This window comes from Alicyclobacillus acidocaldarius subsp. acidocaldarius Tc-4-1 (genome assembly GCF_000219875.1).
In the GTDB taxonomy this organism is placed as follows: domain Bacteria; phylum Bacillota; class Bacilli; order Alicyclobacillales; family Alicyclobacillaceae; genus Alicyclobacillus; species Alicyclobacillus acidocaldarius_A.
Map to the genome: position 1 here is coordinate 2,138,580 of NC_017167.1, position 26,492 is coordinate 2,165,071.

The following is a 26,492-nucleotide window of genomic DNA, read 5'->3' on the forward strand; positions in this document are numbered from 1 at the left end:
GCGCACATGCTAACGATACATAGACGCGGCCAGAGCGCCGTTCCCGGCGCGAACGACCGAGCATCATGTCTAAATTTGTCGTGTGATATAATCGTGCCACAAAGGAGGGCGATGGGTGTGCACGGCAAAAATCGCCGTCCTACGGACCGCGCCGAAAAGCCACCAGCGCAAGCGCGCTCCAAGCGCAGACATCCGGTTGTGCGCCACACGGTAAGGGCTGTCATGCTCGCCGTCGGCAGCGCGTGCGGCTTCGGTGTGGCCTTCGGCGTCGGGTACGTGGCGTCCATGCTTCGCGGACTGCCGAAAGTGAGCGCCGCGACGTTTACCAACAACAGCGCAGGTTCGGTGGTGTACGACGACGAGGGGCGCGTCATTGGCCAGTTTGCCGGCGACGGCGACCGCCAGCCCATCGCGTCCCTCCATCAAGTTTCGCCCTACCTCGTGCAGGCCTTTGTCGCTGCCGAGGACAAGACATTTTTCACTAATATAGGCGTAAATCCCCTGGCCATGGGACGCGCCTTCCTTCAGGATCTGCTTGGTCACCGCATCGAGTCGGGCGCGAGCACCATCACGCAACAAACCGTCAAGCTCGCGGTTTTCCCGGAGCAGGAGCGGACCCTAAAGCGAAAAATTCAGGAAATCGCGCTGGCACTTGAAGTTTCCCACGTCCTCAGCAAAGACGAGATCCTGACAGACTACATGAATTGGGTCTACATGGGGCGCATGGGCACCGATACGGTGTACGGGGTCAAGCGCGCATCCGAGATCCTGTTCGGCAAGGAGCCAGATCAGCTCACCCTAGCGCAGGCCGCCCTGCTCGCGGCTTTGCCCAACAACCCGTCCTACTTCTCGCCCTACCAGTTCCCACAGCACGCGCTGATGCGGCAGCACTACATCCTGGACCAAATGTTGGCCAATCACATGATCTCCAAAGCGGAGTATGACGCGGCGTATCGAGAGAACGTGCTGAAAACGCTCAAGCCTCCGCCGATGAGCGGCCTTCCGGCGCATCCGTACCTGCTCCTGGACGAGATCAAGCCGCTCGTGATCCAGGATCTTGTGCGCGCAGGCATTTACGACAACGCCCAGGAGGCGGAGTCGGCGCTTCCAGTGGCGGGGCTCAAGATCTACACGACCATCGATTTGCCGATGCAGGAGGACGTCGAGCGCGTTCTGAGCAACAACCAGCTCTTCGCGGGCACGGACAAGACTTATCGGCTGCCAAACGGCAAGACCGCTACGGACCTGTACGAGGCGGGCTTTGCCATCGTGGACAATCACACTGGCGCGATTCTCGCGGTGGGCGGCGGACGCGATTATCTCCGCGACGCCATCGATCACGCCGATCTTCCACGGCAGCCGGGATCGTCCATCAAACCGCTTCTCGACTACGGCCCGGCCATCGATACTGGGCTTATCACAGCCGCGTCCGAAATGTACGACGCACCCACACGCTTTCCCGGCGCAGCCGGTCAGCCGCCGTACGAGCCCCACGACGACGAACCCGGCTTCGCAGGGCTCATGACGGCGCGCGTGGCGCTGTACGAGTCGAGGAACGTGCCGGCCATCGACGTGCTCTCTGTGCTCACACCGCAGGTGGGATTCTCCTATCTCAGCAAGATGGGCCTCGGCCCAAGAGCTACCACCTGGCTCGGCCAGCCCACGGTCGTCGCCGACGACGAGCATCACCTAGCCGCGGCCATCGGCGGACTGGACAACGGCGTGACCGTCCTGCAGATGACGAGCGCGTACTCGACGTTCGCAAATCAAGGCGTGTGGCATCAGAGTTATCTGATTCGGCAGATCACGGACGGATCGGGCCGTGTCCTGTACCAGGTGGATCCGGCCACGCATCAGGTGTTCACGCCGCAGACGGCGTACATCCTCACGAACATGCTGCACGACGTCGTGTACCATCCCGGAGGCACCGCGACGGCCATCGGCGCGCGCTTCCCGGGCCAGTTCATCTCCGGCAAGACGGGCACCACCGATTCCTTGGGAGACGGCTGGTTCATCGGTTACACGCAGGATTACACAGCGGGCATCTGGATGGGATACAACAACCACGAGCCCATCGATCCGGCCAATTACAACCTGAAGTTCACGCTCTGGAGCGAAATCATGGCGCCCATCCTCGCGGCCCATCCAGCTAGAAAACCGTGGCCCGTTCCGCCAGGCATCGTCTTCCGCACCGTGTCGTCGACCAGCGGCCTCCTGCCGACCCCGCTGTCGAGAGCCTTCGGCGGCACAGAGACGGATCCCTTCGTGCAAGGGACCGAGCCCACGTCATACGACGATGTCGCGGTGGAAGCCAAGTACACCGTGGTGGGCGGAAAAAAGGTGCTGGCGACCACGCGCACGCCGGTCGCGGATGTCGAGGTGGGTACGTTCATGAAGCTGCCCACGTCCCGAATCGTGGACTGGGCGCATAAAATCCCAAATGGCGTGACCGCGGATACGCCCTATCTCCTCCCATCAGCGCTCGATCCGCGGGGCGGCACGCCGCTCGACGCCGGCACGGCGCCGGACATGTTCAGCCCTTCCCAACTCCAGCCTCCCACGGGCCTATTCGGGTACTTCGACGGCGCGGAGGTATGGCTCGGCTGGAACAGCGTTCCCGGCGCGACCCAGTATGCCATCTACCGCTCGACGGGCGTGGACAAGCCGTACCAGAAGATTGGCACGAGCGCGTCGACGAGCTTCGAGGATTCGACGCCGCCTCAAGGCGCGTCGGTGGTGTATTACGAGGTCATCGCCGAGTCCAATCTGTCCCTGTCTCCTCCGTCTCGGGCCATCGCAGTTTTTCTCCTGCCGCCGGGCGAGATGGGCGGGAATCAGAGCGCCAACGACCCTGGTGCAGCCCGTGGATCGAACCCGCCCGACACAGGGTCCAACGAGTTGCCGTGATGCGGTACGCCCGTCACGTTCGCACGTGGACGACGGTCGCGCCATCGCCACCCTCGCCTGGCCCGGCGGGCTCGCTCGATTTCACGTGCGGATGATCGCGCAGGTACCGGCGGATGGCGGTGCGTAGCGCACCCGTGCCCTTGCCGTGGATGATGACGACGCGCGAGATGCCGGCGACCACGGCGTCGTCCAGATACTTGTCGATCCGGCTGATGGCGTCGTCCACGCTCTCGCCGCGCACGTCGAGTTCCATCCGCACGTCTTTGGCGCCACCAAGCCGCGTCACCGAAGGGGCCGCCGCTGGCTGCGCATCGCCCACCACTTCCAGGTCGCTGGCATCGACTTTCATCCGCATGGCGCCCAATTGCACCACCGCCGCTCGGCCGTCCTGCGCCACCTCGACCACGTCGCCCTTTTGCCCCAACGACAACACGCGCACCCGCTGACCAGGGCGCACCTCGGCCCGCATTCGCCGCCGCGCTGGTGTGCGCTTCTCCCCCGGCTCCGCGGCCTCCAATCGCTTCCTCAACTCGACCAGCTCGTGGTCCTTGACGGCGGCTCTATCGCGCAGGCTCCGAATCTCCCGGATGACGGCATCCGCCTCCCGCCGGGCCCGCTCGATGACCTCGCGCGCTTCGCGCGCGGCCTGTTCCCGCATCGAGTCCTTCGAAGCCTCCCACGCCGCCTTCTGACGCGCGAGATCGGCCGCTTGGTCGCGAGCCTCCCGGAGCGCCCGCTCGGCTTCGTCCCTCATCCGCTCCGCTTCTCGGCTTGCGGCCTCGAGCTTGCCGATGAGGTCTTCCACGTGGATGTTCGATTCTGCCACGTGCGATCTCGCCCGCTCGAGGATCTCCTTCGGCATCCCCAGCCGTTCCGCAATGGCAAGCGCGTTCGAACGGCCCGGCACCCCCATCAGCAGCCGGTACGTCGGCCGCAGCGTCTCCACGTCAAATTCCATGCTCGCGTTTTCGGCCGCCGGATTGCGGAAGGCGTAGCCCTTGAGTTCGGCGTAGTGCGTCGTGGCCACGACGCGGGCGCCGACCGACGTGAGGTGATCCAAGATGGCGATGGCGAGTGCAGAACCTTCGGCCGGATCGGTTCCCGCCCCGAGCTCGTCCAACAGCACGAGGCTGTCTGGCGTCACGCGCTCGAGCATGTCGATAATCCGCCGCATGTGGGACGAAAACGTGGACAGATTCTGCTCAATGCTCTGCTCGTCCCCGATGTCGACGAACACGTGCCGGCAGAAGCCAATGTCGCTCTCCCGCTTGGTCGGCAAAAACAGCCCCGACATGCCCATCAGCGTGAGAAGACCGATGGTCTTCAACGTGACCGTCTTCCCGCCCGTGTTCGGCCCCGTGATGATGAGCAGTCGGAACCGATCCCCGAGCTCGACGTCGATGGGCACGGCATCTCGATGAAGCTTGGGATGCCGAGCGCCGTAAAGCCGCCATACGCCTTCCGTCAGCCGCGGCCGCTTTCCGTCCACACGCCGCGCATAGGCCGCCTTCGCGAAGACAAAGTCCACTTCAGCGGCTACGTCGAGCGTGCGCAAGAAGTCGTCCGCCACCTGCGCCACAGCCGCCGCCAACTGGTACAGGAGCCGCTCGACCTCGCGCTCCTCGAGCACCTCGAGCTCGCGCACCCGCTCACTCAATTCCACAATGGTGCGGGGCTCGATGAACACGGTCGATCCCGACGAGGACACGTCGCGCACGATCCCGGGGATCTGGCTCTTGTGCTCGACGCGCACCGGCAGACAATAATGTTCACCTCGCATCGCAATGACCGGCTCCTGCAGATATTTGGCCTGTGTGCGGAGCAACCGATCGAGCGCGGCGCGGATCTCCGCCTCGCGGCGCCGCTTCTCGTCGCGCAAGCGGAGAAGCGTCGGGCTCGCGTGATCCACCACCTGACCATCCTCGTCCACCACTTGCCGGATTTCCTGTTCGGTTCTGCGCAGATCCGCCATTGGCGCGACGGTGCTCGCCAAAAGGGGAAAATCGCCACCTTCGGCCGCTCGCTCCACGAACTGCCGCATCGCCCGCATTCCAGCAATGCATCGGGCGAGTCGATTCGCTTCGTCAGCCGACAGGGTCCCTCCACGTTGAGCGCGCTTGACCACTTCGGCCAGCGATTCAATCCCCGCAAACGGGGGCGCCCCGACGCGATACAGCATGCGCACCGCCTCGTCCAGACGGGCGAGCTCCGCTTCCGCGTCGGCGCGCACGGGAAAGGGCTCCATGGCGCGCGCCCGAGCCTGCCCAAGCGAGGTCTGCGCACACTTGGCGATTTCGTCGCGCACAGCTTCGTACTCCAACGCGTCCAGCGCGCGTTCGTCCATGTCCCGCACTCCTATACACTCGAATCCAAAATTCCCATTGATCTTACCACATAGGGTGGCGTCTCCCGAACGATGCTATAGGTCAGAAGGGGGGATATCCATGAACGTGCTTGGCCACGTCGTCCGTTTCATTGTGTCCGCTCTCGTGCTCCTGTTCGTCGGCCACATCGTGCCTGGATTCCGAGTGATGGGATTTTGGCACGCGATTCTCGCCGCCATCGTCATCACGTTGCTCGGCATGGCGATGGAGGCCATCTTCGGCCGCCGCATCTCGCCCTACGGCCGCGGCATCATCGGGTTCATCTGCGGCGCGGTCGTCATTTATGTCGCGCAGCTCATCGTCCCCGGCATGCATGCGAGCATCCTCGGCGCCCTGCTGGCATCGCTCGTCATCGGCATCATCGATTTGTTCGTGCCGACGAGCCTGCGCGGCAGTCGCCACGAGGAGTAAAGCTCGGATCGACGACGTCGGGCGCAGGTCCTGTCGCCTGCGCCCGCATCATGCGTTCATCTTCTCTTTTCCAGGCAAGACAGCCGCGAGCCACGCCGCCACCGATCGATCCAAAGCGCGGTTGTCGAACGCGCGGCAAATGGCGGATCTCGCCACTTGTCGTTCCATCGCGGGGGTTCTCACGTACGGCAACACCAGCGCGATCACATAGACAAACACGGCCGACAGGAGCAAACCCGCGAGGAGACCTGCCATCCGATTCAACGCCGAAAGCACCGGCAAGCTGAACAGCGCATCGACAAGCCCCGCCGCATACCGCAACATGAGGAACACGACCAGAAACACGACGGCAAACGAAATAGCGCCCGACAGGTTGCCTAATACGAACGAAGCGAGCGGAGACGGCGCCGCGCCAGAAGGAAGGCCCAGGTGGGCGATGGCGGGGGCGACGTACGGCCGAGCCCAATACGACACCAGGTACGCGATGACGCCGCCGAAAAGCCGCATCACCTGTCGAACGAAGCCGAGGCGATACCCATTCACCGCGCCAAGCAAGAGAACCGCCGCCAGGGCGACATCGAGCGCGTCCCACGTCACGATGACGAACGGCCTCCCGTCTGCTCTTCGAGCAGCGCCAACAGCTCCTTGTAATCCTTCCGCAACTGGTAAAGCTCGTCAGCCAAATTGAGGGCGGCCAGCACCGCGATTCGCCGCTCATCCATGTAGGAGGCCGTCGCGGCAATCTCATTCATCGTCCGATCCACCATTTTAGCCACTTCCTGGATTCTCTCCTCCGGACTCGTCCCGCGCACCGTGTATTCGACGCCATGGATGACCACCTTCACGCGATTGACCTTTGCGCCTTCTTGGTTGTTGTCCATCCATGTCCCGCCTTTCCGTCATGGCAGCGCAAGAACGGCCGCCGGAATCCTTTCGACAACATTTCTCGCCGAAATCCCAATCTCCTGCTTGTGACCGCCACGGTTAGGCGCGAAGCTTCGCGCCGAAAGCGTCCTCCCAAGCTCGGAGCACCGCCTCCACCGCTTCGTCGATCTCGGCGTCCGTCAATGTGCGCTCATCGCGCTGGAACCAGAGCGCGATGGCCAGGCTTTTGTACCCTTCCGGCACGCCCGCACCCGTGTACACGTCGAACACGCGGACCAGCCGCAGATCGCCGCGCTCGCGAAGCGCCCGCCACGCCGCATCGATCAGTGCCTGCGACTCGAGTTCCCGCGGCACCACGACGGCGAGGTCTCGGCGGCTTGCAGGATGGCGCGGGATGGGCAGCACACGCACGTCCGAAGAGGCGAGCGAGAACAGGCGGCCAAGATCAAACTCCGCGTACACAGCGCGCTCGACTTCGTAGGCTTCGCCGACGTCGGGATGCAGTTCCCCGACGAGCCCGACGGGCTCGCCGTTCACTTCGATGGACGCCTGACGGCCTGGATGGAGATACCCATGCTGACTGACCCGATACGCGGCCTGAATCCCAAGGCGCGCCAGAAGTGCGTCGCAGGCGCCCTTGGCGTCGTAGAAGTCGTAGCGGCGCGGGCGCTCGAAGGGATCGCCTTCCGTCTCGCCGAACCACAGCATGCCGAGGACAGCGCGCTCTTCCGGCAACACCTCCTGGGGCCAGGAGGCCGCCAGGAACACCTTCCCGACCTCAAAGATGGCGCCACCCGGAACTTGATGCGCCAGATTGTGCCGCGCCACCTCCGCGAGGCTTGGCAACAGGTGACGGCGCAAGGTGCGGCGATCGTCGGACATGGGCCGCAGGAGGGATACCGGGGCGCCGCTCGGCGAGACTGGTGCTTCGGCCTCGGGCGATGTGAGCGCGTACGTCCGCACCTCGCAAAGCCCCCAGTCGACGAGCGCACGCCTCACCTTGCGCACGAGCATGAGGTGGCCGGACGACTCTGGCGCTTCCACCGGCAGTCGCATGGACGTGGCGGGGATATGGTCGTACCCGTAGAGCCGAGCCACTTCCTCGTACAAATCGGCCGGCATCTGCACGTCCGGGCGCCGCGACGGCACCTCCACGCGCCACTCGTTTTCTCCTTCCGCAACGCCAAAGCCGAGGGCCTCGAAGCACGCGCGCATCTCTTGCTCGGGCACATCCACGCCGAGGAACTGAGCGCACAGATGCGGGGAGAAGGAGATGATGGTCGGCTTCAGCACGTCGGTTTGCGCCTTGACGCGGCGCGGCGCGCCGACGGGGTGCGATCCCGCCAGTTCAACGAGAAGCTCGGTCGCCCGGTGCAATGCGCTCGAGACGGCTGCCGGATCGACACCCTTTTCAAAGCGCTGCTGCGCCTCCGAGCGAAGCGAGAGGGCCTGGCCCGTTCTCCGGATGGAGGCGCCGTCAAAACAGGCGGATTCGAGCGCAATTCGCCGCGTCGAGGGGCCGATTTCACTATTTTCGCCGCCCATCACGCCCGCGAGCCCAATGGCCTTCTCCGGATCGGCAATCACGATCATATCCGACGTCAACACCCGCTCCTGGCCGTCGAGCGTCACGAGCCGTTCGCCGTCCCGGGCCTGCCGAACGACGATGGTCCCGTGCGCAATGGCGTCAGCATCAAAGGCGTGCAGAGGCTGGCCCCATTCCAGCATTACGTAGTTCGTCACATCGACGACGAGATCGATGGAGCGGACGCCCATGGCCAACAGCCGCATCTTCATCCAAAGCGGCGTCTCCCGGATATCGGCGCCGTCGAGAAGTTGAGCCTCGTAGCGGGGGCACCGGGGCGTCTCAAGGCGCACTTGGAGCGGAGATTCGCCGTCAGCCTCCGGCGCCGCAACCGATGCGGGGAACCGATGCGGCCGCCGCAGGATGGCGGAAAGCTCGTGCACCAGGCCCCGGATGGACAGGCAATCGCTCCGGTTGGGCGTGAGGTCGAGATCCAGCACCACGTCGTCCAGGTGAAGATGCGGGATAACGTCTGCGCCGAGCGGCAGGTCCGCGGGCAGGACGAAGAGCCCCTCTGCATCTCGCTTCGGCAGGTACCGCGTCTCGATGCCGAGCTCGTCCGCCGAACACAGCATGCCGTGCGACCTAACGCCGCGAAACTCGGCAATCCGGATCTCCACGCCGCCCGGCAGCTTCGCCCCGGGCAGTGCCACCGGCACCACGAGCCCCGGCGCGGCATTGGGCGCCCCGCAGACAATTTCGAGTTGTGGACCGCCCACGTCCACCTGACAGACCTTGAGCCGATCCGCCTGGGGATGCGGCCGCACATCGAGGATCTTGCCGATCACGACGCCCTCCACGCCGTGATTCAAGGGATCGACCGCGTCCACAGCCAGGCCCGCGCTCGTCAGGCGATCCGCGAGGTCAGCTGGCGATAGGCCCGCGAGATCGAGATATTCGGCCAGCCACTTGTACGATGCTCTCACATTGCCACTCCCTTATCGGCACGCGTCAGGCGTGACGGAACTGTCGTAAGAAACGCAGGTCGTTCTGGTACAGCATGCGGATGTCGGAAATGCCGTACCGCAGCATGGCGATGCGCTCGGCGCCGAGGCCAAAGGCGAAACCGGTGTAGCGCGCGCTGTCGTACCCCGACATGTCGAGCACGCGCGGGTGCACCATGCCCGCGCCGAGAATTTCAATCCACCCGGTCCCCTTGCACATCCGGCATCCTTCGCCTCCACACGAGATGCAGACGAGATCGACCTCGCAGCTTGGTTCCGTGAACGGAAAGTAGCTCGGGCGCAGGCGAACGCGCTGGGACGGGCCAAACAGCGCTTTGGCGAACGCCTCGAGTGTGCCCTTCAGATCCGACATGCGGATGCCCTCGTCCACGACGAGCCCCTCGATCTGCGTGAACTGGTGCGAATGCGTCGCATCGTCCTCGTCGCGGCGATAGACGCGGCCCGGCACGATGACGCGAATGGGCGTCCGCCCCCGCATGCGTTCCATGGTCCGAACTTGCATGGGAGACGTGTGCGTCCGAAGCAGCCATTCCTCCGTCAGATAAAACGTGTCCTGCATGTCGCGCGCCGGGTGATCTTTCGGAATGTTGAGCAGTTCAAAGTTGTAGTGGTCGGTCTCGACCTCGGGACCCTCGACGACGGAGAATCCGAGGCTCGTGAAGATGTCCTCGATCTCCTCGATCACGCGGGAAATGGGGTGCATCGCGCCGAGCGGCACGACTCGCCCCGGCAGGGTGACGTCGATCCGTTCGCGCTCGAGCCGCAGGGCCTTCTCCTTGGCTTCCACTTCGGCCTGCCGGGCGCGCCACGCCTGTTCGAGCTCCTGCCGCACGCGATTCAGTGCTTCACCGAGCGCGCGCCGTTCCTCGGGCGCAAGGCTCCCCATCGCTTTCGACATCTGGCCAAGCGCGCTCTTCTTGCCAAGGACCTCCACCCGCCAGTCGCTCAGCGCTTTCGAGTCCGAAGCCAGCGCCAGAGACGCCATGGCCTGCTCGCGGATGGCCCCCAACTGATGTGTCCAAGTGTCGCTCAACCCGTCATCCTCCTCACGCCGCTCATCGAGCCGCCTGACCTCACAACACAAAGAAGCAACTCGCCTGTGCGACGAATTGCTCCGCGCCATCTGGGTGAACGCCGTGGTGATTTTTCTACCCAGCCATATCGTAACATTGACCGGCCGCCCGCCTTGGGGCAGCCGCCAACGTTCAAAGGAGGCGCATGCGCATGTACGGGATCTTCGGCGGTTACACGCAGTGGGCAGTGGTGTTTCTGATCATCTTCGTGCTCTTCTTCCTGCTCGTTCCTGCTTACGGCGCCGTGGCAACCACCACCAGCACGGCTCCTGCTGTCGTGTACTGAGGCTCACGCCATCGCCAAGGGAAGCGCCCCCGCTCCCCTTGGCGCTCCTCACACGTCGGCCCACACGCCGGACAACTCGACCCACTGAAGCGCCCGCGCCACCTCATCCACCACGATATTCACGTGGCCCATTTTCCGATCCCGCTTCGCCTCCGCCTTGCCGTACAGATGCACCTTCACACAGGACGGAAGGTCGCTCATCCGCGCGAGCAGAGGTTCCACATGTTGGCCGAGGACGTTGACCATCACCACCGGCGAATACAGGGTCACGTCTCCGAGCGGGAGGTTACATATCGCGCGCACATGCTGCTCAAACTGACTCGTCGCGCACGCATCGAGCGTGTAGTGACCCGAGTTGTGCGGGCGAGGCGCGAGTTCGTTGATCAGGATCTCCCCGCCCTGAGCCACGAACATCTCCACTGCAATCAGGCCAACGACGCCGAGCGCCTCCGCCACCTGCCGAGCGACGTCTTCCGCGCGCGCGATCACGTCCTTCGGATACCGGGCCGGAACGATGGACATGTGCAGGATATGCCGCTTGTGAATGTTCTCGGCCGGCGGAAAGGCCCGAACCTCGCCGCGCCGGTTGCGCGCAACAATGACGGACAGCTCGCCCTCGAACGGCACATACGCCTCCGCGATCAGCGGCTGGTCGTCAAAACCCGCGGCTCGGTGGTGGTCGATGGCCTGAGCCCAGTCCTGCGCGTACCTCTCCAGGTCTTCTCGCGACCGGACCATCCACTGGCCCTTGCCGTCATACCCGCCCCGACACGTTTTGACCACCATCCGCCCGCCGAATTGCTCGAACGCCCCGTCGAGATCGCCCATGGAAGAAATGGGCGCAAAGGGCGTGACCGGAAGGCCGTGCTGCGCAAGGGTCGATTTTTCTCGCACGCGGTGCTGACAAATCGCCAACAGCTCGCTGCCCTGCGGCACGTCGCAGGTCTCCGCCAGCGCGGCGGCGACTGCGGCGCTCACGTTTTCAAACTCGTACGTGACGAGATGGCACTGCGATGCGAGCCTCCGCGCGGCGTCCACGTCGTCGAAGGCCGCGACGACCTGACCGTCCGCGACCTGGGCCGCGGGCGCATCCAACGTCGGATCCAGCACGCGAAACCGGTACCCCATGTGCCGACCGGCGAGGGCGATCATCCGGCCCAACTGGCCACCCCCGAGAATGCCGATGGTGGCAGGCGGCAGGACGGCGTCAGCGGGTTTCGGTCGCTTCGGCACCCGGATCGCCCCCCTGAAGCACCTGATCTCGGATGGACTGCCGCCGCGCTTCCAATCGAGCGGCGATCTCGGCATCCGTCACCGCGAGAATGCGCGCCGCCATGAGCCCCGCGTTGATGGCCCCTGCGCGGCCGATGGCCATGGTGGCCACCGGCACGCCACCGGGCATCTGCACGATGGACAGGAGAGAGTCGAGGCCGCCGAGCGCCGACGTCTGCACAGGCACGCCGATGACGGGCAACGTCGTCTTGGACGCCACCATGCCGGGCAAGTGAGCGGCGCCGCCCGCTCCGGCGATGATGACCTGAATGCCGCGCTCTCGCGCGGAAGCCGCATACTCGAACATGAAATCCGGCGTCCTGTGCGCCGAGACCACCTTGCGCTCGTGCGGAATCCCGAGCTCGTCCAACACGGCGCACGCGTGGCGCATCGTCTCCCAGTCGCTCTGGCTGCCCATGATCACGCCTACGCGCGGCTGTGTCATACCCATCCTCCTCGCGCTCGCTGCATCAGGCAAGGGTGACGTCCTTGCACAGATACACGTCCTGAATGAGATTCAGCAGCTTCACGCCTTCCGCCATCGGGCGCTGGAACGCCTTGCGTCCGGAAATGAGCCCCATGCCGCCCGCGCGCTTGTTGATGACGGCCGTGCGCACGGCCTCGGCGAAGTCGTTTTCCCCCGAGGCGCCGCCGGAGCTGATGAGGCCAATCTTGCCCATGTAGCCGTTCGCCACCTGATAGCGCGCGAGATCGATGGGATGGTCGCTCGTGAGTTCCGTGTACACGCGCTTGTCGATCTTGCCGTAGCTCGACTGGCCCATATTCAGCGCCTGATAGCCGCCGTTCACCTCGGGAAGCTTCTGCTTCACAATGTCCGCTTCGATGGTCACGCCCAGGTGGTTGGCCTGGCCCGTCAGGTCAGCCGCCGTGTGATAATCGACGCCGTCTTTGACAAACGCGGGATTGCGGAGATAACACCAGAGCACCGTGAACATGCCCAGCTCGTGCGCCAGCTGGAACGCCTCGCTGACCTCCTGGATCTGGCGCGTCGACTCGGGCGAGCCGAAGTAAATGGTGGCCCCCACGCCCGCGGCGCCGAGATTCCACGCCTGCTTGACCGACGCAAACATGATCTGATCGTACTTGTTCGGATAGGTCAGCAGCTCGTTGTGATTGAGTTTAACAATATAAGGAATTTTATGGGCGTATTTGCGGCTGGTCAAGCCCAGCACGCCGAGCGTGGATGCCACGGCGTTACAACCGCCCTCAATGGCGAGCTTGACGATGTTTTCCGGATCGAAGTAGTCCGGATTCTTGGCAAACGAGGCGCCCGCCGAATGTTCGATGCCCTGATCCACCGGCAGAATGGACACGTAGCCCGTGCCGGCGAGCCGCCCGGAGGACAATAGCCACTGCAAGGAACGAAGAACCTGATTGTTGCGGTTCGAATACAGGAACACGTCGTCCACCATGGTCGGCGACGGCGGCGTCAGCCGCTCCTTCGGAATCGTCTTGCACTCGTGATTCAACAGATAGTCCGCTTCAGCGCCCAGATACTCGCGAATTTTTTCAATCACGCAATCGACCCCCTGGCGTTGGTTGGATGCCCATTGGGCTATCCCGCTTAGTTGGATAGAATCTCGGCCAGCTCGCAAAGTTCCTGCGCAGGCTGGCGCACGGACGCGAACACCTCGTCAAACGGCACCGCCACGAGCGCCCCGTTCTGCGTGGCGGCCATGACCGCGGTCTCGCCTTTGAGGAGGAGTTCGACTGCGAAAGCGCCCAAGCGGCTCGCAAGGACGCGATCCGACGCGGACGGCGCGCCGCCCCGCTGCACGTGCCCGAGCACAGTCACGCGCGTGTCGAACCCGGTCTTCTCCTCGATATAATGGCCGACGTCCACGGCGCGCGCCGCGCCTTCCGCGACCACGATAATGGAGTGTTTCTTGCCCCGGGCCACACCGCGCTGCAGCTTCGCCACCACATCCTCGAGGTTGAATGGAACCTCGGGGATCAGCACGCTCTCGGCGCCGCCCGCGAGCCCAGCCGCCAGCGCGATATGCCCGGCGTGCCGGCCCATGACCTCGATGACGTACGTCCGCTCGTGCGACGTGGCCGTGTCGCGAATTTTATCGATGGCCTGAATGACCGTCTGCACCGCTGTGTCGAAGCCGATGTTCGCGTCGCACGCGCCGATGTCGTTGTCGATGGTGCAGGGCACGCCGACCGTCGGAATGCCCAATTCGCTCAGACGCTTGGCGCCTCGAAACGATCCGTCTCCCCCGAGAACGACGAGACCTTCGATCCCGGCCTCGACGAGCCGCTCATATCCGCGTCGCTGCCCTTCCTCGGTCATGAACTCCTTGCAACGCGCCGTAAACAGGCAGGTTCCGCCGCGCTGAATGATGTCGCCGACGGATTCGATAGGCATCGGACGAAAATCTCCGTCCAACAAGCCCGCGTATCCCCTGCGAATGCCGACGACCTCCAAGCCGTGGTAGATGGCCGTGCGGACCACGGCGCGGATGGCCGCGTTCATGCCAGGCGCGTCGCCCCCGCTCGTCAAAACGCCTATCTTTTGAATGGCCAACACCCCCAACGAGGACACCTTCATGGTAGACGACGATCGCGATTTGCGCAATGAACTGCGCTCGAGTGCGGTACCGCCTCGCCCACTCAGCCGGTATTCCGCAGTCCCGCGGCGATGCCGTTAATGGTCTGGAGCGCATCGGCCAGTTCCGCCTCTCGCTCTTCGGGCGAAAGGTCATCCCTGCGCAGCTCGGCCAAGAGGCGCACCTGGAAAAATGACAGGGGATCGACGTACGGATTGCGAAGCGAAATCGAGTCCCGGATCACCGGCCTGTTGTCGAGAAGCTGCCGGTAGCCCGTGATATCGAGTACGGCTCGCTCCGTCCGCGCGTACTCCTCTTCAACCAGCGGGAAAATGGCCTCTCCTGCCGCCCCAGCCAACTGCGCATATTCCCGTGCCACGAGCATGTCCGCCTTCGCAAGCGCCATCTGCAGATTATCGACCAGCGTGCGAAAGAACGGCCACACCTCGTACATGCGCCGCAGATCGTCGAGCGCGTGGGGATCTTCCCGCATCACGGCCTCCATCGCGCTCCCGAAGCCGTACCACGCGGGCAGCAGATGGCGGCTCTGCGTCCACGAGAAGACCCATGGGATGGCCCGGAGGTCCTCGATGCGCGCCGACTGCGAGCGCCGCGACGGCCTCGATCCAATGTTCATCCTGCCAATCTCGTCAATGGGCGTCGCGCGATGGAAGTACTCGAGAAATACGGGATGCTCGAACACCAGCTTCCGATAGGCGCGAAAGCTGATTTCCGACGCTCGGTCCAAAAGCTGAAACCACCTCGGGTGGCGCTCCGCCCACTCCTCCGTGTCCTCTCGCGTCGCGCCCACCAGCACGGCCGCCGCCGACGACTCGAGCGAGCGCTCGGCGATGCCGGGATGCCCATACCGCTGCGAGATGACCTCGCCCTGCTCCGTGATCTTCACGTGGCCTCGAAGCGCCTCCGTGGGCTGGGCGAGGATGCTCTGTTCCACGGGGCCGCCCCCTCGCCCCAGCGCGCCGCCCCGGCCGTGGAAGAACTTGATGCGCACGCCGTACGCTTCCGCCAGGCGAATGAGGTGCTTCTGGGCCATGTACAGCGACCAGTTGGCGGTGAGATACCCGCCGTCCTTGTTGCTGTCGGAATACCCGAGCATGATCTCCTGCTGCCAACCGCGCATCTCCAGGTGCCGCCGATACACGGGGTTTTCAAAGAGCGACCGCATGATGCCCGCCGCCGACTCCAGGTCTTCGATGGTCTCAAACAGCGGCACGACGTTGAGGTCGCTCTTAGGCGGCGCCTTCGGCCCGTCCGGCCAGCCGAACAAACCGGACTCCTTCGCCAAGAGTAACACCTCGAGCAAATCGCTCGCGCCTTGCGTCATGGAGATGAGATAGTCCTGCACGCAGCGAGGCCCGAAGGTCTCGTGCCCTCGCCGCACGCAATCGAAAACCGCGAGCGCCTCCGTAGTGAGGTCGGAGTACACGTGATACGGATTGCGAATGGGGCGCGGCGACGCGAGGCATTCAGACAGGATGCGCACGCGCTCTTCCTCGCCGAGTGACGCGTAGTCGTCCACGAGGCCCGCCGTCTGCAAGAGCTCCGCCACCGCCTGCTCATGGACGCCGGAGTGTTGGCGAATGTCGAGCGTCACCATGTGAAAACCGAAGATGCGAAGCTGCAGCAAGAACGGGCGCAACCAGGCATCCACCATGCGCTGGCCCCGGTGATGCGCGAGCGATCTCGCCATCCGCTCCACGTCCTCCATCATTTCGTCGGGGGACGCGTAATCGGGACCGTCCACCCGTTCCCCGTGCAGTCGCTTCCGCGTGTTGGAAAGTCGTTCCAACATCCGGTTGATGAGCGCGCGGTATGGCTCGTCGTTTTCGTGTCCCAGGGAAGCCAGGAGATCCTCGTCCGCGCCCGCCCGGTCCACGGACACGCTAAGATCGCGCCCGAGTTCTCGCAACTTTTGCTCATATTTGTTGAGGGCGAGATCGCAATGGAGGACGAGGGTCTGCCAGGTGATGTCGGACGTGACGTTGGGATTGCCGTCGCGATCGCCCCCCATCCACGAACCGAAGCGAATCAACGGCGGCAATTCGAGCAACTGACGGCCGAATTGTTCCTCGACCGCCTGTTCGAGCTTCTGATGGACGCGAGGAAGAACGTCAAACAGGATCTGGTCCAGAAAGTAGAGCCCGTTTCGGACCTCATCCAGGACGGTGATGCGCTGCTTACGGACGGATCGCGTCTGCCACAACGCGACAATCTCCGTGCGAATTCGTTCGCGGAGCACGTCGAGCTCTCTCGGCGTCTTGCGCGGATCGTCCATTTCCTCGAGGAATGCGGCGATCTTCGTGTGTTTGTCGAGTACCGTGCGGCGCAGCGCCTCCGTGGGGTGCGCGGTGAGCACGAGCTCAATCCCGACTTCCTGAAGCAGCGCCTCGATGTCGTCGGCGGTCATGCCGCGATGAGCTAGCGTGCGCATGGCTTCGCGAAAGGAACCGCGCAACACCTGTTGCGAGCGGTCGTAGTCGCGGTGCCGCCGGAGTCTGTGATTCTGTTCCGCCAGGTTGACCAGCTGAAAGTAGACCGAAAACGCGTGAATCACGTCATTCCGGTGCTCGGGCTCGACGGCGGACACGGCCGCCTGCAGCGCCGCGCGCGTTTCGGGCGACGGGTCGGCGCGAAAGGCCTTGGCCGCGAGGCGAATGGATTCGACGTGATCGAAGACGCGCCGGCCACACTGCTCGACCAGCACTTCTCCCAACAAATCCCCGAGGACGCGTATGTCCCGGTGCAAGGGTGCGTCGTTCGCCAACGAGATACCCTCCTGTCCTCTCCACTCCGAGTGTCGGTTTTCTCTATCGGTCTCCGTATCAGGTTACAACGGGCCGAAGCTTCGCGCAACGAACGCTCGTCCCAAAACTGAGAAACTTCGGCCTAGATCAGAAAACGGCCGATGAGAGATTGAAGATCCTGTGCTCGCGAACTGAGTGATGCAGCAGTAGATGCAATTTCCTGCATCGAACTCGCTTGTTGCTGAGAAGCGGCCACCACGCTCTCCGACTCGCGGGCGGCCTGTTGCGCCAGTTCCACCACCACGGCCATGTCGCTCGACATGTGATCCGCCTGGGCGACGATGGTTTTGGTGGCTTCTGCAACCTCTTCGGCGCCTGATGCCACTTCCGCCATGGAGGTCCTGATTCGCGCGAACGTCCGCTTCGTCTCGTCGGCAACGGACGCGCCGGCGTCCACTTCCGCGGTGACCGCCTGAATGGATTGGGCCACCTCGTTCATGGAGCGAACGACGCGATCGACAATGCCGTGAATCTCGCGCGCCGCGTCGGCGGACGCCTTGGACAGGCTCCTGACCTCCTCGGCTACGACGGCAAACCCGCGGCCGTGATCGCCCGCGCGGGCGGCCTCGATGGCCGCGTTCAGCGCCAAGAGGTTGGTCTCGTCGGCGATGTGCATGATGGCCGCAACAATCTGCCGAACGCTTTCCGAAGCCTCCGCCGTCTTACGCATGACCTCCGCAGCATCGGTGGCGCGTTGCCGGATGGCCTCCATCTGGCGCGCCATCGCGTCCATGACCTGCGTTCCCGCCTCCGCTTCGCCATCGGTCCGCTCAGCGGTCTGATGCAGACCTTCTGCGAGGCGCGACACCTTGCCGATCTCGGCCTGAACCTGGGACACGGCGCTTGACGTGTCCTCAATCTGTTTCATCTGTTCCTCGGCGCCAGCCGCCACCTGCTCGATGGACCGCGCGATCTCGGTCGTCGTGCGCATCAGTTCGTCCGAACTCGCCGATAGCTCTTCGGCGCTCGTCGCCACGTGTTCAGAAGCGCCCGCGATGGCGCCGATGAGCGCCCTGAGATTGCCGACGAGGTCGTTCCAGACGCGCGCGAGATCTTCGATCTCATCGCGTGTGCGCGCTTCGACGGGCCGGACGCGCAGGTCGCCCTGCGACACTCTGAGCGCCATCTGGCGGAGCCGCACGATGGGGCCCGATATCGTGATGGCGAGCGTCGCACTGCCGGCGAGACCTATGGCGATGGCGACCAGCGCCACGACCGTGCTCCAGACGAAGGTCTGCACGAGCAGGCGATTGACGTTCGCGGCGGCCGCGTTTTTGACCGCCTGCTCGTCCTGTGTGAACTCCGACAGGCTCTGGATCAAGGGCTGCAGCGTGTTGTTGGTGAACATCGCCTGCGCGTCGGACAGGCTCGTCGACGCTAGGCGGAAAGCGGTCTCATTTTGATCCAAGATCTGCTGCCACTCCGACTGGAACAGGTCGAGGATGGCCTTGTCGGTGGCATTGACGGGTTCGCGCTGCAAGACGCTCAGATCCTGTTGCACGCGCGCGAGATCGTTCTGGTAATCCTGAAGGTTGAACTGGGCGTTGTCGCCGTTCGGCGTGAGCAGATAAAGCGCCGCGTCGTTGTCCGCGGTCACGATGTCGTCATCAAACTGCCGAATGAGGTTTAGCACCGTGTCCGCCTGCTCGAGCTTTCGAACCGACTGGTGCAGTTGGCTGACCAGGATGCCGTTCACGACGCCGAGGGCGACGAGAAGGAGGGTCACGAGGCCGGTATTGACGAGGAACTTTTGACGAATGTTCAGCGTCGGCAACAGATCCACGAACCGCTGACCGAGCTTGCGAAGGCGCGTGTCTGCGCGCGCTGGGATGTCGTCATAGGTGGACATGGCGGACCTCCAACCGAACGATTCGTCGACGCCACCGGACCGATGCCCGGCGTGCCATCGAGCCCTCTCCACCTATTCGGGATGACCGCCGAAATTCCTCCTCACCGCCTCACACGATTCAAGCCCGACGCCGCGTGGCGCCGGGCTCGGATCCGTCAAGGCGTTCACTCGAACGTATCGCGCGACAGCAATTCCGCGAGTGTCTCTACCGCCCGCTCTGCGTCGCTCCCCTCGGCCTGCAGGGTGACCGATTCCCCGCGCGCAATGGCCATGGACATCACGCCGAGGACGCTCTTCGCATCGACGAAATGACCGTTTTTCCCAATCCGAATCTGACTGGAAAACGATGACGCCCGCTTGACAAACTCCGCCGCTGGCCGCGCCGCGAGCCCCTGAGGAAGATTGACGGTCAGGACCTTTTCCACCATGTCATCAACACCTCGACATCACACCAAAGCTTCTTGACGTTCACCCGCAGGACCTGCGGCGAAGCCGATGGACTCCTCCGTCTCCGCGTCGAAGATGTGGATCTTGTTCAAGTCAATCGCGAGCTTGACCGAGCTTCCGACGTGGTAGACGTGGCGCGGGTTCACGCGCGCGACGATCGTGTTCGGCCCGATGCTCGTGTGCAGATAGACCTCCGAGCCCATGTGTTCCACGACTTCCACCTGCATCTGCAGCACGGAGTCGGGATACGTCGTCATGAACACTTCCTCATCGTGCAGGTCTTCCGGCCGCACGCCGAGCACGACCGGCTTCCCAATGGCCCCCGACGCCTTCAGCACGCCGTAACGGCCCTCCGGCAGGCGCAGCGAAATGGAAGGCGCGCGGAAGTAGAACGCATCACCGTCCTGCACGATCTCGCCGCGAATAAAGTTCATGGCAGGAGACCCAATGAAGCCGGCGACAAACATGTTCTTCGGCTGGGAGTACACGACCTGCGGCGTATCCGCCTGCTGGATGACGCCGTCGCGCATGACCACGATGCGATCGCCCATCGTCATGGCTTCCGTCTGATCATGTGTAACGTAAATGACGGTCGTTTGCAAGCGCTGATGGAGCTTGCGGATCTCCGCGCGCATCTGCACGCGCAGCTTCGCGTCCAGGTTCGACAGCGGCTCATCCATCAGGAACACCTGCGGCTCGCGCACAATGGCGCGACCCAACGCCACGCGCTGGCGCTGACCGCCGGAGAGCGCCTTCGGCTTCCGGTCGAGCAGGTGCGCAATGTCGAGGATCTTCGCCGCCTCCTGCACCCGCCGGTCGATCTCGGCCTTCGGCACCTTGCGCAGCTTCAGGCCGAACGCCATGTTCTGATACACCGTCATATGGGGATAGAGCGCGTAGTTTTGGAACACCATCGCGATGTCCCGATCCTTCGGCGGCACGTCGTTCACGCGGCGATCGCCGATATACAGGTTGCCCTCCGTGATGTCCTCGAGTCCAGCGATCATGCGAAGCGTCGTCGTCTTACCGCAGCCAGAGGGGCCGACGAACACGGTGAATTCCTTGTCCTGAATGTCGAGGTTGAAGTCCTTCACCGTCGGCTCCGTCTGGCCGGGATAGGTCTTGTAAATGTGCTCGAGCAACACGCGAGCCACGCTATCAACTCCCTGTCAGAATGCTCATACCGAGCGTAGCAAAACGCTTTCACGATGGCCATGTGCAACTTGTACAGACCCTTGGCCTATTCGAGTGCAGATTGCCCCCGAAGAAGGGTCGCCGCGGCCAAGAGCGCGAACGCATCGGTGCCCCGGCGAACGTCGAACCCCGACACATCCCGCAGTTTCTCGATTCGCGCGAGCAGCGTGTTCCGGTGCATGTAGAGCGATCTCGCCGCTTCGCTGATGTTCAGATTGGATCGCACCATCGCCTCGGCGATCTCACCCCAGCCTGCGGGCCAGTCCTGGGTTTCTTCCTCCGAAATGGCCGACACAGCGCGCAAATAAGCCCTTCTCGACGGCTCGTCCAGCCATAGAAGGGCCATCCGCACAGGGTCGTCGCCAAACACTGCGGCCTCCGTGTTTCGCCGGACCGCCTCTCGCCGCGCTAGCTCGAGCGTCGCCACGCCGGCCGCTGCCTCCTGCGGTGTCCGAATGACGCCCGAGACGGCCACGCGCGCGTCAACCATCGCCTCACTTCGCAACGCGCTCGCGATTTGTTCCGCCAGCGCCGAAATTCCGCGGACGTCCATCTCCGCGTGCCCAAGGGACAGCCAGGCGTGGCGAAGCGCGGCTCGTGGAACCGAAGCGATGGCCATCGAGAGGTGGGAAGACAGGTGCCAAGCCCCGACCTCGACGTACGCCTCGGTGACCTTCTTCACCATTTCGGCGCTCTCTCGGTGCTCCGCTGCGCCGCCGACGCGGGTCGTCCACTCGATGGCCACGAGGTGAGCCGGGCACGCGGAGAGAGGCAAGGATGCGGCGACCTGCTCAATCGGCTCGGCACACGCCAGCCCTGCGGCGGCTGCGACGAGATCCTCCGCGGCGCATTGGCGAAGGCGTGCCACGGGCTCGGCATCCCCTTGCCCACGAGACGAAGACAGCACCCAGGTCAAAAACGCCCGTTCGCCGGGCGCGAGCGGCGTTCCGTCGACGCCGAGACGGTCCCCGACGCGCAAGTAGAGCGCGCCCTCCGGACTTTCCACCCATTCGCCGAGAGGCGCGTTGGGGAGCGACGGTGTCCACGAGATCCACGCGCAGGGTTTTCCCAAGGCAGCAAAGAACCGCGACACCAACTCTGCTTCGAATTCCATGTTCATCTTAGCTCCCACACGTCGAACGTTGGCATTTTCATCGATTCTAGCACGCCTGCGTTCAGCCGCACACATCTCCGAAAGCACGACGAGCGGGGCTCTCGCACCCCGCTCGCGCCCGTTCGTCTCTCGACAGGCTCCGTCCGCTCGATGCTGGAAGGAATCAATAGTTGTCCTTCGGCATGACTTCGCGCCGCGCCACGCCCGTACGGCGTGCGGCCTCGGCTACCGCGTCCGCGACTCGTTGAACAACCGCTTGGTTAAAGACAGACGGAATAATGTAGTCCTCGCGCAACTCGTTCTCGCGGATGATAGACGCGATGGCCTGTGCGGCTGCGAGCTTCATCTCCTCGTTGATGGTCGACGCGCGCGCCGCCAACGCCCCCTTGAACATGCCCGGGAAGCAGAGAAGGTTGTTGATCTGATTGGGGTAGTCGGATCGACCCGTGGCGAGCACGCGCACGTGCGGCGCCGCCAGTTCCGGTTCGATCTCCGGCGTCGGGTTGGCCATCGCGAAGACAATCGGATCCGGCGCCATCTTCTTGATGTGATCAACCGTCAGCACGCCAGGTCCCGACACGCCGATGAACACGTCCGCTCCCACGATGGCGTCGTCCAGGGTGCCCGTGATGTTGTCTGGATTCGTGTGCTCCTTGTACCAGTTCCAGATCTCGTTGTCGTACTGCTTGCCGCGGTGCAGAATGCCCTCGAGCGTGACGCCGATGATGTTCTTCACCCCGGCGGACAAAAGCATCTTGGTGCAGGCCACACCCGCGGCGCCGATGCCGACGATCACGACCTTCATGTCCTCGAGCTTCTTCCCGACGAGCTTCGCCGCGTTCATCAGACCAGCCAACATGACGACTGCCGTCCCGTGCTGGTCGTCGTGGAAGACGGGGATATCGAGTTCCTGTTTCAGACGCTCCTCGATATAGAAACATCTCGGAGACGAGATATCCTCCAGATTGATGCCGCCAAACGCTGGCGCGATGCGCTTCACCGTCTCGACGATTTCGTCTGGATCCTTCGTGTCGAGGCAGATGGGGAACGCGTCCACACCCGCAAACTGTTTGAACAACATGGCCTTGCCTTCCATCACCGGCATGGCCGCATACGGGCCGATGTCCCCGAGGCCCAGCACCGCCGTGCCGTCCGAGACGACGGCCACCGTGTTGCGCTTGATGGTGAGCTGAAACGCCTTGGAGGGATCCTCGTGAATCGCCTCGCACACCCGCGCTACATGCGGCGTGTACACGCGCGAAAGATCCTCGCGGTTCTTCACCTGGATCTTCGGCACGACTTCGAGCTTGCCGCCCAAGTGAACGAGGAAGGTCCGGTCGGACACCGCCACCACGTGGATCCCCGGCTCCGCGTCGAGCAACTCGGCGATCTGGCGGCCATGTTCGCGACTCGCCACGTTGATGGTCACATCTCGCACCACCACGTCCTGCGTCACGCGGATCACGTCCACCGCCGCGATATCGCCGCCGGCGTTCCCGACCAAGCTCGCCACCTTCGCAAACGTGTTGCCCTTGTTGGCGATTTCCAGTCGGTAAATCAGACTAATGCCACTCCGCTGAAACTCCATGCGCGACCTCCTCTTCGCCGTCTCGGCTGGATACGCCTAGTGTAACAGACGCTTGATTTTCAAGACAACGCGCCTTCCCGCCCGATCACAAAGGACGCGCCAGACATGCTGGCGCGCCCTCCTTGAGCATGGATCACGCGTCCGTCCGAGCCTCCATCTGATGGAGCCCCAGGACCTCGGCCGTTTCGGCCTGGATGGAGCGCATCAAATCGGGCCTGTCGCGCAGCGTGACGCCGTACGACGGGATCATTTCGCGGATTTTGTTCTCCCACTCCGGCAGCCGGTCCGGGAAACACTTGCGAATGACCTCCAACATAATCGACACGACGACGGAAGCGCCCGGCGACGCGCCGAGCAGCGCTGCGATGGACCCGTCCTTCGCGCTCACGACCTCGGTGCCGAACTGAAGCTCGCCGCGCGGATGGCGCTTGATGACCTGAACGCGCTGCCCCGCGACGACGAGGCGCCAATCCTCATCGCGCGCCGTGGGCACGAACTCGCGCAGCTCGTCCATGCGCTGCTTTTTCGTCAGCATAAGCTGTCGGATGAGATACAGCGTCAGAGAAGCGTTCTTCGCGCCCGCGGCGAGCAGCGTCGACAAATTGTGAAGCTTGACCGACTTGAACAGGTCGAGCATGGAGCCCGTCTTCAAGAAGCGCGGCGAAAACCCGGCAAACGGTCCAAACAACACGTACTCCCGACCGCCGATGACGCGAGAGTCCAGATGTGGCACGGACATGGGGGGCGCGCCCACAGGAGCCTTGCCATACACCTTGGCGCGATGCTGGCGGACAATCTCGGGATTCTCGCAAACCATGAAAAGGCCGCTCACTGGGAAACCGCCGATGCCCTTCCCCTCTTCAATTCCGGATTTCTGCAGAAGCAGTAGACTCCATCCCCCGGCCCCGACGAAGACGAACTTCGACACGTGCTCATAGGTGGTGCCGGTCTTGACATCGCGCACGCGGAGCTGCCACATGCCATCGCGCGTGCGCTTCAGGTCCTGGACCTCTTTCCCGCACTGCACGTCTACGCCTTCGCGCTCCAGGTAGTGGAACAGCATCCGGGTGAGCGCGCCAAAGTTCACGTCCGTTCCGGATGCAATCCACGTAGCGGCAATCGGGCGGTCCAGCTTCCGATCCTTCATCATCAGCGGAATCCATTCCCGGAGGCGCTCGGGATCCTCAGAGTATTCCATCCCTTGGAAGAGAGGGTGCTGAGACAACAACTGATGCCGTTTCTTCAAAAACGCCACGTTGGTCTCGCCCTGCACGAAGCTCATGTGCGGCACAGGCACGATAAAATCTCTCGGATGTTCGATGATGCCCTGTCGCACGAGGAACGACCAAAATTGGCGAGAAACGAGGAACTGCTCGTTCACCTGAATGGCCTTGGAGATGTCGATGCTTCCATCTGGCTTTTCGACGGTGTAGTTCAGCTCGCAGAGCGCAGAGTGGCCTGTACCCGCGTTGTTCCACTCGTTGGAACTTTCCACAGCCACCTCGTCCAGGCGTTCGAACACGGTGATGGTCCATTCAGGCGCAAGCTGTCGAAACAAGGTACCCAGCGTGGCACTCATGATGCCGCCACCAATCAGGGCGACATCCGATCTCGTCTTTCCGTCCATGTCGATCCCATCCTTATGCTGATGCGAGCCCGCCTTGACACGCGGCGCAAACCAAACTGTCCGACCTTCGGCGCTGCGACACCTTCGCGCCGAAAACAAGCGGTTTCCGCGCCATTCAACGGATTTCGACAATCCGTATAGAGTATAAATCATCAGCGCGCGATTCGCGAATGCGCGGCATCCTTGGAGGCGCCATAGAAACGGCGGGGTGCGGCCTGAGCCGCCCCCGCCGTCCAGGTTGGCATGTCAGCCTTCGAGCAACAGGGACTCGGGATCCTCGATCAGCCGCTTCACGGTCACCAAGAAGCTCACAGCCTCGGCCCCGTCGACAATGCGGTGATCGTACGAAAGCGCGATGTACATCATCGGGCGGATCTCGACCTGCCCATTCACCGCCACCGGGCGCTCTACGATGTTGTGCATCCCAAGGATGCCGACCTGGGGCGCGTTCAGAATCGGCGTCGAGAACAGCGAGCCAAACGTGCCGCCGTTCGTGATGGTGAAGGTCCCACCCTGCAACTCCTCGAGCGTCAGCTTGTTCGCGCGAGCGCGCGCGGCGAGATCGGCAATCTGCTGCTCGATCTCGGCAAACGTCAGGCGATCCGCGTTCCGAACCACCGGCACGACGAGGCCGCCCTCCGTCGCCACCGCGATGCCAATGTCGTAGTGGTGTTTCACAATCATGTCCTCGCCCTGAATCTCCGCGTTCAGGAGCGGGAACTGCTTCAGCGCGCCCACGACCGCCTTCGTGAAGAACGACATGTAGCCAAGCCCCACGCCGTACTTCTCGCGGAACGCGTCCTTGCGCCGCTTGCGGATCTCGATGACCCGGCTCATGTCCACTTCGTTGAACGTCGTCAGCATGGCCGCGGTGTGCTGCGCCTCCACCAGGCGCTTCGCGATAGTCGCGCGGCGACGCGACATCCTGATCCGTTCCTCATCCGGGCGCAGCGCCGACGGTGTCGCGGGCTGAGCGCTCGGAGCGGAAGTCGCCTGAGGCGCCGCAGGTGCCGATGGTTGGGCGCCCAGGCCCAAAGCGCCGGCCTGCACCTGACGGAGATCAATCCCCTGCGCGGCCGCAGCCCGCCGCAGCGACGGCGTCGGGCGCACCAGAAGTTCGCCCGGCACGGAGACCTGAGGCTGCGCCGAGGATGGCGCAGATGACGCGGACGGCGCCTGTGGTTGCACCTGCGGAGCGCTCGGCGCCGACGGCTTGACCTCCTGCGCCTGCGCTGCCGGAGCCGACTCCGAGGCAGGCGCAGACGGCGCCTGGCCCTCCGCAATCACAGCAATGACATCCCCTATCGCCACGGTATCCCCGACCTGCTTGAGGATCTGCGCCAGGACACCCGACTCCTCCGCTATGACCTCCACGTTGACCTTGTCCGTCTCCAGTTCCGCGATAGCCTCGCCCGACTCAACCGCATCCCCTTCGCGCTTGAGCCACTGTCCAATCGTCGCTTCCACAATCGACTCGCCTAGCGATGGAACCTTGACCTCTGCCACA

20 protein-coding genes are annotated in these 26,492 nt (G+C 63.6%); 3 read left to right on the plus strand and 17 right to left on the minus strand.

Translation table 11 applies throughout. The annotated features are described in order from the left end of the window. Positions 1-111: 111 nt before the first annotated feature. Positions 112-2,907 (plus strand): transglycosylase domain-containing protein, encoded by a 2,796-nt coding sequence (locus tag TC41_RS10310; RefSeq protein ID WP_237700112.1) that lies wholly within the window; start codon positions 112-114, stop codon positions 2,905-2,907. Between the two features lie 13 nt (positions 2,908-2,920). Here the strand turns inward: TC41_RS10310 and TC41_RS10315 are convergent, their stop codons facing one another. Next, on the minus strand, positions 2,921-5,251 hold the full coding sequence (locus TC41_RS10315) for an endonuclease MutS2 (protein ID WP_041695331.1): 2,331 nt from the start codon (positions 5,249-5,251) through the stop codon (positions 2,921-2,923). A 100-nt stretch (positions 5,252-5,351) separates the two neighbouring features. Between TC41_RS10315 and TC41_RS10320 the strand changes: the two genes are divergently transcribed. Next, entirely contained in the window at positions 5,352-5,702 is a 351-nt protein-coding gene (locus TC41_RS10320; protein WP_014464994.1) for a phage holin family protein, read from the plus strand. 48 nt (positions 5,703-5,750) lie between these two features. Here the strand turns inward: TC41_RS10320 and TC41_RS10325 are convergent, their stop codons facing one another. The 4 genes from TC41_RS10325 to pheS all read right to left on the minus strand — a co-directional run bounded on the left by TC41_RS10325 (position 5,751) and on the right by pheS (position 10,122). Beyond that, positions 5,751-6,299, minus strand: coding sequence for a CvpA family protein (locus TC41_RS10325; protein ID WP_014464995.1), 549 nt, complete (start codon positions 6,297-6,299; stop codon positions 5,751-5,753). Continuing rightward, complete coding sequence (locus TC41_RS10330; protein ID WP_014464996.1) at positions 6,296-6,583, minus strand: cell division protein ZapA; 288 nt, start codon at positions 6,581-6,583, stop codon at positions 6,296-6,298. The genes TC41_RS10325 and TC41_RS10330 overlap by 4 nt, the downstream gene beginning before the upstream one ends. A gap of 103 nt (positions 6,584-6,686) precedes the next feature. Next, entirely contained in the window at positions 6,687-9,098 is a 2,412-nt protein-coding gene (gene pheT, locus TC41_RS10335) for a phenylalanine--tRNA ligase subunit beta (RefSeq protein ID WP_014464997.1), read from the minus strand. Positions 9,099-9,123: 25 nt separating this feature from the next. Next, the gene (gene pheS / locus TC41_RS10340; protein WP_049784429.1) at positions 9,124-10,122 is read right to left on the minus strand and encodes a phenylalanine--tRNA ligase subunit alpha; all 999 of its coding nucleotides are present in this window, start codon (positions 10,120-10,122) and stop codon (positions 9,124-9,126) included. 239 nt (positions 10,123-10,361) lie between these two features. Between pheS and TC41_RS17075 the strand changes: the two genes are divergently transcribed. Beyond that, complete coding sequence (locus tag TC41_RS17075; protein WP_008337629.1) at positions 10,362-10,496, plus strand: hypothetical protein; 135 nt, start codon at positions 10,362-10,364, stop codon at positions 10,494-10,496. 48 nt (positions 10,497-10,544) lie between these two features. On the opposite strand, the gene purK is transcribed toward TC41_RS17075, so the two are convergent. From purK to odhB, 12 genes are all read right to left on the minus strand, one after another. Then, positions 10,545-11,729: a 5-(carboxyamino)imidazole ribonucleotide synthase gene (gene purK / locus TC41_RS10345; protein WP_014465000.1), complete on the minus strand. Its 1,185-nt coding sequence runs from the start codon at positions 11,727-11,729 to the stop codon at positions 10,545-10,547. Then, complete coding sequence (gene purE, locus TC41_RS10350) at positions 11,704-12,213, minus strand: 5-(carboxyamino)imidazole ribonucleotide mutase (RefSeq protein ID WP_014465001.1); 510 nt, start codon at positions 12,211-12,213, stop codon at positions 11,704-11,706. The genes purK and purE overlap by 26 nt, the downstream gene beginning before the upstream one ends. 25 nt (positions 12,214-12,238) lie before the next feature. Continuing rightward, positions 12,239-13,306 (minus strand): class I fructose-bisphosphate aldolase, encoded by a 1,068-nt coding sequence (locus TC41_RS10355; RefSeq protein WP_014465002.1) that lies wholly within the window; start codon positions 13,304-13,306, stop codon positions 12,239-12,241. 47 nt (positions 13,307-13,353) lie between these two features. Beyond that, complete coding sequence (gene pfkA / locus TC41_RS10360; protein WP_041695846.1) at positions 13,354-14,313, minus strand: 6-phosphofructokinase; 960 nt, start codon at positions 14,311-14,313, stop codon at positions 13,354-13,356. 92 nt (positions 14,314-14,405) lie between these two features. Continuing rightward, on the minus strand, positions 14,406-17,126 hold the full coding sequence (gene ppc / locus TC41_RS10365) for a phosphoenolpyruvate carboxylase (protein ID WP_014465004.1): 2,721 nt from the start codon (positions 17,124-17,126) through the stop codon (positions 14,406-14,408). Positions 17,127-17,248: 122 nt separating this feature from the next. Next, positions 17,249-19,015 (minus strand): methyl-accepting chemotaxis protein, encoded by a 1,767-nt coding sequence (locus TC41_RS10370; protein WP_014465005.1) that lies wholly within the window; start codon positions 19,013-19,015, stop codon positions 17,249-17,251. A 164-nt stretch (positions 19,016-19,179) separates the two neighbouring features. Then, complete coding sequence (locus TC41_RS10375; protein ID WP_012811408.1) at positions 19,180-19,443, minus strand: HPr family phosphocarrier protein; 264 nt, start codon at positions 19,441-19,443, stop codon at positions 19,180-19,182. Positions 19,444-19,461: 18 nt separating this feature from the next. Next, positions 19,462-20,616, minus strand: a complete 1,155-nt coding sequence (locus TC41_RS10380; protein WP_012811409.1) for an ABC transporter ATP-binding protein — start codon at positions 20,614-20,616, stop codon at positions 19,462-19,464. 86 nt (positions 20,617-20,702) lie between these two features. Beyond that, positions 20,703-21,770 carry a helix-turn-helix domain-containing protein gene (locus tag TC41_RS10385; RefSeq protein WP_237699907.1) on the minus strand — a complete coding sequence of 356 codons (1,068 nt, stop codon included), beginning with the start codon at positions 21,768-21,770 and terminating at the stop codon, positions 20,703-20,705. Between the two features lie 163 nt (positions 21,771-21,933). Then, positions 21,934-23,358, minus strand: a complete 1,425-nt coding sequence (locus tag TC41_RS10390; protein ID WP_014465007.1) for an NAD-dependent malic enzyme — start codon at positions 23,356-23,358, stop codon at positions 21,934-21,936. A gap of 133 nt (positions 23,359-23,491) precedes the next feature. Next, positions 23,492-24,985, minus strand: coding sequence for a malate dehydrogenase (quinone) (gene mqo / locus TC41_RS10395; RefSeq protein ID WP_041695334.1), 1,494 nt, complete (start codon positions 24,983-24,985; stop codon positions 23,492-23,494). Positions 24,986-25,231: 246 nt separating this feature from the next. Then, the gene (gene odhB, locus TC41_RS10400; RefSeq protein ID WP_014465009.1) at positions 25,232-26,491 is read right to left on the minus strand and encodes a 2-oxoglutarate dehydrogenase complex dihydrolipoyllysine-residue succinyltransferase; all 1,260 of its coding nucleotides are present in this window, start codon (positions 26,489-26,491) and stop codon (positions 25,232-25,234) included. Position 26,492 lies beyond the last annotated feature (1 nt).

What these genes read in the sequence shown, in the direction of transcription:
- TC41_RS10385 (WP_237699907.1), bottom strand. Translation starts at nt 21,770, where the DNA reads ATGGAATTCGAAGCAGAGTTGGTGTCGCGGTTCTTTGCTGCCTTGGGA.
- TC41_RS10320 (WP_014464994.1), top strand. Translation starts at nt 5,352, where the DNA reads ATGAACGTGCTTGGCCACGTCGTCCGTTTCATTGTGTCCGCTCTCGTG.
- TC41_RS10375 (WP_012811408.1), bottom strand. Translation starts at nt 19,443, where the DNA reads ATGGTGGAAAAGGTCCTGACCGTCAATCTTCCTCAGGGGCTCGCGGCG.
- TC41_RS10315 (WP_041695331.1), bottom strand. Translation starts at nt 5,251, where the DNA reads ATGGACGAACGCGCGCTGGACGCGTTGGAGTACGAAGCTGTGCGCGAC.
- mqo (WP_041695334.1), bottom strand. Translation starts at nt 24,985, where the DNA reads ATGGACGGAAAGACGAGATCGGATGTCGCCCTGATTGGTGGCGGCATC.
- TC41_RS10370 (WP_014465005.1), bottom strand. Translation starts at nt 19,015, where the DNA reads ATGTCCACCTATGACGACATCCCAGCGCGCGCAGACACGCGCCTTCGC.
- TC41_RS10310 (WP_237700112.1), top strand. Translation starts at nt 112, where the DNA reads ATGGGTGTGCACGGCAAAAATCGCCGTCCTACGGACCGCGCCGAAAAG.
- pheS (WP_049784429.1), bottom strand. Translation starts at nt 10,122, where the DNA reads ATGGCGTCTCTGGCGCTGGCTTCGGACTCGAAAGCGCTGAGCGACTGG.
- TC41_RS10390 (WP_014465007.1), bottom strand. Translation starts at nt 23,358, where the DNA reads ATGGAGTTTCAGCGGAGTGGCATTAGTCTGATTTACCGACTGGAAATC.
- TC41_RS10330 (WP_014464996.1), bottom strand. Translation starts at nt 6,583, where the DNA reads ATGGACAACAACCAAGAAGGCGCAAAGGTCAATCGCGTGAAGGTGGTC.
- purE (WP_014465001.1), bottom strand. Translation starts at nt 12,213, where the DNA reads ATGACACAGCCGCGCGTAGGCGTGATCATGGGCAGCCAGAGCGACTGG.
- TC41_RS17075 (WP_008337629.1), top strand. Translation starts at nt 10,362, where the DNA reads ATGTACGGGATCTTCGGCGGTTACACGCAGTGGGCAGTGGTGTTTCTG.